At 66.0% G+C, this 4,509-nt stretch carries 5 protein-coding genes and 1 pseudogene; 5 read left to right on the top strand and 1 reads right to left on the bottom strand.

Going from position 1 to position 4,509, the window contains the following annotated elements:
• The first annotated feature begins 79 nt into the window (after positions 1-79).
• The 5 genes from mihF to metK all read left to right on the top strand — a co-directional run bounded on the left by mihF (position 80) and on the right by metK (position 3,917).
• On the top strand, positions 80-403 hold the full coding sequence (mihF, locus tag VFH65_RS27615; protein WP_029116997.1) for an integration host factor, actinobacterial type: 324 nt from the start codon (positions 80-82) through the stop codon (positions 401-403).
• Between the two features lie 28 nt (positions 404-431).
• Positions 432-989, top strand: coding sequence for a guanylate kinase (gmk, locus tag VFH65_RS27610; protein WP_353326053.1), 558 nt, complete (start codon positions 432-434; stop codon positions 987-989).
• Between the two features lie 62 nt (positions 990-1,051).
• Entirely contained in the window at positions 1,052-1,369 is a 318-nt protein-coding gene (gene rpoZ, locus VFH65_RS27605; RefSeq protein ID WP_353326052.1) for a DNA-directed RNA polymerase subunit omega, read from the top strand.
• 14 nt (positions 1,370-1,383) lie between these two features.
• On the top strand, positions 1,384-2,634 hold the full coding sequence (gene coaBC / locus VFH65_RS27600) for a bifunctional phosphopantothenoylcysteine decarboxylase/phosphopantothenate--cysteine ligase CoaBC (RefSeq protein ID WP_353326051.1): 1,251 nt from the start codon (positions 1,384-1,386) through the stop codon (positions 2,632-2,634).
• An 83-nt stretch (positions 2,635-2,717) separates the two neighbouring features.
• Positions 2,718-3,917, top strand: a complete 1,200-nt coding sequence (gene metK, locus VFH65_RS27595; protein WP_353326049.1) for a methionine adenosyltransferase — start codon at positions 2,718-2,720, stop codon at positions 3,915-3,917.
• A 71-nt stretch (positions 3,918-3,988) separates the two neighbouring features.
• Here the strand turns inward: metK and VFH65_RS27590 are convergent.
• Positions 3,989-4,509: pseudogene (locus tag VFH65_RS27590) on the bottom strand (hypothetical protein); the annotation flags it as partial.

Raw genomic sequence — 4,509 nt, 5'->3', positions numbered from 1 at the left:
GTGGGTACGGTCGTCCCCGCTGGCTGGTTGTCTAACCAGTCAAGACACAACACATGACGGCAAGAGACGGAGGAACCCCGTGGCCCTTCCCCAGTTGACCGACGAACAGCGCGCGGCAGCGTTGGAGAAGGCTGCTGCCGCACGTCGAGCACGTGCCGAACTCAAAGATCGGCTCAAGCGCGGCGGCACCAACCTCAAGCAGGTGCTCAAGGATGCCGAGTCCGACGAGGTCTTGGGCAAAATGAAAGTTTCTGCGCTTCTCGAGGCGTTGCCCAAGGTCGGCAAGGTCAAGGCGCAGGAGATCATGACCGAGCTCGAAATCGCCCCGACCCGCCGCCTGCGTGGCCTCGGCGATCGTCAGCGCAAGGCTCTGCTGGAGAAGTTCGACTTCACCAGCGACTAGTGAACGCCGGCCGAGGGGTCGGACAGCGATGAGCTCAGTCGTAGTGCTGTCCGGCCCGTCTGCCGTCGGGAAATCCACCGTCGTCCGCTGCCTGCGTGACCGGATCCCCGACCTGCACTTTTCCGTCTCCGTGACCACCAGAGCGCCACGTCCCGGGGAGGTCGACGGTGTCGACTACTCGTTTGTGACGGCCGAGCGGTTCCAGCAGCTGATCGATGAGGGCGCGCTGCTGGAATGGGCGGAAATCCACGGCGGCCTGCACCGATCCGGCACGCCTGCAGCGCCCATTCGCGCCGCCACCCAGGCCGGACATCCCGTCCTCATCGAGGTTGACCTGGCCGGTGCACGGGCAGTCAAGAAGTCCATGCCGGAGGCGATCACGGTGTTCCTCGCCCCGCCCAGCTGGGAGGCGCTCGAGAGCCGGCTGTACGGGCGCGGCACAGAGACCCCGGAAGTGATGGCTCGCAGGTTGGCCACCGCGCGGGCCGAATTAGCAGCCCAGGACGACTTCGACGAGGTGGTCGTGAACAGCCAATTGGAGTCTGCCTGCGCCGAATTGGTAACCTTGCTGGTGAACCCCCGATAATTCGTGCGCCTCACCGGGCGTGGGGTTCCCGAGCACCACTCAATTTTCAGGAGAACTTCTACGTGAGCACCCCGCACGCCGACGCGCAGCTGGCCGCTGTGGACGACATCGACACGTCCGCCGCCGGCGCCTACGACACGCCGTTGGGCATCACCAACCCGCCCATCGACGAGTTGCTTGATCGCGCGTCGAGCAAGTATGCGCTGGTGATCTACGCCGCCAAGCGCGCCAGGCAGATCAACGACTACTACAACCAGCTTGGCGACGGCATCCTCGAGTACGTCGGCCCGCTGGTCGAGCCCGGGCTGCAGGAAAAGCCGCTGTCGATCGCGCTTCGCGAGATCCATTCAGACCTGCTCGAGCACACCGAGGGCGAGTAAGCCAAGGCCTGGGCGTGGTGGACCGCAAGCGGATCATCGTCGGCGTCGCCGGTGGCATCGCTGCCTACAAGGCCGCGACGGTGGTTCGTCAGCTCACCGAGGTCGGCCATTCCGTGCAGGTGGTGCCCACCGAGTCCGCGTTGCGGTTCGTCGGCGCCGCCACGTTCGAAGCCCTTTCCGGGAACCCGGTCCACACCGGCGTGTGGGACGACGTCCATGAGGTGCCGCACGTTCGGATCGGCCAGGAAGCAGACCTCGTCGTGGTCGCTCCTGCCACCGCGGACCTGCTCGCACGTGCGGTGTCGGGCCGCGCCGACGACCTGCTGACCGCCACGCTGCTGACCGCCCGATGTCCCGTGATGTTCGCGCCGGCCATGCACACCGAGATGTGGTTTCACCCTGCGACCGTCGACAACGTCGCCACGTTGCGCCGTCGAGGCGCGGTCGTCCTGGAGCCTGCGTCAGGCCGGCTGACCGGAGCCGACAGCGGCGCAGGCCGGCTGCCAGAAGCCGAGGAGATCACCACACTGGCCCAACTGCTGCTGGCCCGCGGCGACGCGCTGCCGTACGACCTGGCGGGCGTCAAGGTGCTGGTGACCGCGGGCGGCACTCGCGAACCGATCGACCCGGTGCGATTCATCGGCAATCGCAGCTCCGGCAAGCAGGGCTATGCGATGGCCCGTGTGATGGCCCAGCGCGGCGCCGACGTCACGCTCATCGCTGGCAACACCGCCGGACTCACCGACCCTGCCGGTGTCGACGTCGTCCACATCGGGTCTGCCGCTCAGCTCAAAGACGCCGTGTCCAAGCACGCGCCCGATGCGCATGTACTGGTGATGGCCGCCGCGGTTGCCGACTTCCGGCCCGCCCACCTCGCTACGAGCAAGATCAAGAAGGGCCCGGAAAGCGAAGGTGAGCCATTGATTGAGCTCACCCGCACAGACGACGTGCTCGCGGGTGCGGTGCGGGCCCGCACAGACGGCCAGTTGCCCAACATGCAGGCGATCGTCGGGTTCGCTGCGGAAACCGGTGACGCCAACGGCGACGTGCTCTTCCACGCTCGGGCCAAACTGCGGCGCAAGGGCTGTGATTTGCTCGTGGTCAATGCCGTGGGTGAGAATCGGGCGTTCGAAGTGGACAACAACGACGGATGGCTGCTGGCGGCCGACGGCACGGAGTCCGCTCTGGAGCACGGTTCGAAAACTTTGATGGCCAGCCGTATCGTGGACGCGATCGTGGCCTTTCTGCACACCGGCAGCGAGTAATTCGGACCACGCATCAGGTGCGCCAAAGGTTGCACGCGACGCGCATATAATTTGACTGACTAAGTTTTGAAAGGGATCACACCGTGAGCAAAGCTCGGCTGTTTACCAGTGAGTCGGTAACTGAGGGCCACCCCGACAAGATCTGTGACGCCATCAGCGACTCGGTGCTCGACGCATTGCTCGCCGCAGACCCGCGCTCGCGCGTCGCCGTCGAAACGCTGGTCACCACGGGCCAGGTGCACGTCGCCGGCGAGGTCACCACGTCGGCCTACGTCGACATTCCCACTATTGTGCGCAAGCGGGTGCTCGAGATCGGCTACGACTCTTCGGAGAAGGGTTTCGACGGAGCCACCGCCGGTGTGAACATCGCGATCGGATCGCAGTCGCCTGACATCGCCCAGGGCGTGGACACCGCCTATGAAGCTCGCGTGGAGGGCGAAAGCGATCCGCTGGACGCCCAGGGCGCCGGTGACCAGGGCCTGATGTTCGGCTACGCCATCAAGGACACGCCGGAGCTGATGCCGCTGCCGATCGCGCTGGCCCACCGGCTGGCCCGTCGCCTGACCGAGGTCCGCAAGAACGGCGTCGTCGACTATCTGCGGCCGGACGGAAAGACCCAGGTCACCATCCAGTACGACGGTTGGACGCCGGTGCGGTTGGACACCGTGGTGCTCTCCACGCAGCACGCCGACGGCATCGACCTGGAGAACACGCTCACGCCCGACATCCGCGAGAAGGTCGTCAACACGGTGCTGGCCGATCTCGGCCACGAATCGATGGACACCTCGGACTACCGGCTGCTGGTCAACCCCACCGGCAAGTTCGTGCTGGGCGGTCCGATGGGCGACGCCGGCCTGACCGGCCGCAAGATCATCGTCGACACCTACGGCGGATGGGCCCGCCACGGCGGCGGCGCGTTCTCCGGCAAGGATCCGTCCAAGGTGGACCGTTCCGCGGCGTACGCGATGCGCTGGGTGGCAAAGAACGTGGTCGCCGCCGGCCTGGCCGAGCGCGTCGAGGTGCAGGTCGCTTACGCGATCGGCAAGGCGGCGCCCGTCGGGTTGTTCGTCGAGACCTTCGGCAGCGAGTCCGTCGACCCGGCCCGCATCGAGAAGGCCATCACGTCGGTCTTCGATCTGCGCCCCGGCGCAATCATCCGCGACCTGGACCTGCTGCGCCCGATCTACGCGCAGACCGCGGCGTACGGCCACTTCGGCCGCACCGACATCGAGCTGCCGTGGGAGCAGACCAACAAGGTCGAGGAGCTCAAGGCTTCGGTTTAGTTTCTTCGCCGAGCAGACGCAGAATCGCACGATTCCGCCGCTGGTAATGCGATTCTGTGTCTGCTCGCGGGTCACCCCGTGCGTTGTGACCGTGTGAGGTGGCTGTCGATCCGCTGTGCCAACCGGGCGGGATACCGTCGAACGTCCTCGACCACGATGGGGATGACGGTCCATTCGCATTCCTGCACGGCGGCGAAACGCTTCTTGTCTCTTATCATTTCGGCGCGACCCACATGCCAGTCGATGCTCTCGTACTCGGCGGCCACGCGAGCATCAGGCCAGGCAAAGTCGACCCGCCACGATTCACCGTTGCGCCCGTGGATCTCGTACTGCAGCTCTGGCCGCGGCAGGCCGTAGTCGATCATGACGAGGCGGGCCTCGCTTTCCATCGCCGATTCGGCTCGCCCGTCGGCGTACGGCAATAGGTCACGCACGGCGACGATGCCACGTCGTCCACTCTGCTCACGGACCGCCTGCTCGAAGTCGGATGGTGTGCACCAAGCTGAGCGCAACGCCGCGTCGAGAGTTGCAAGGACGCGTGGCCTCGCAAGTTCCCGCGCCACTTCCACGGCCGTCCACCCCGGGGCCGTGG

Origin of the sequence: Mycobacterium sp. (genome assembly GCF_035697385.1) — a bacterium.
Lineage (GTDB): Bacteria > Actinomycetota > Actinomycetes > Mycobacteriales > Mycobacteriaceae > Mycobacterium.
The sequence above is the reverse complement of the archived record's forward strand: the minus strand, read 5'-3'. Positions and strand labels throughout refer to the sequence as shown.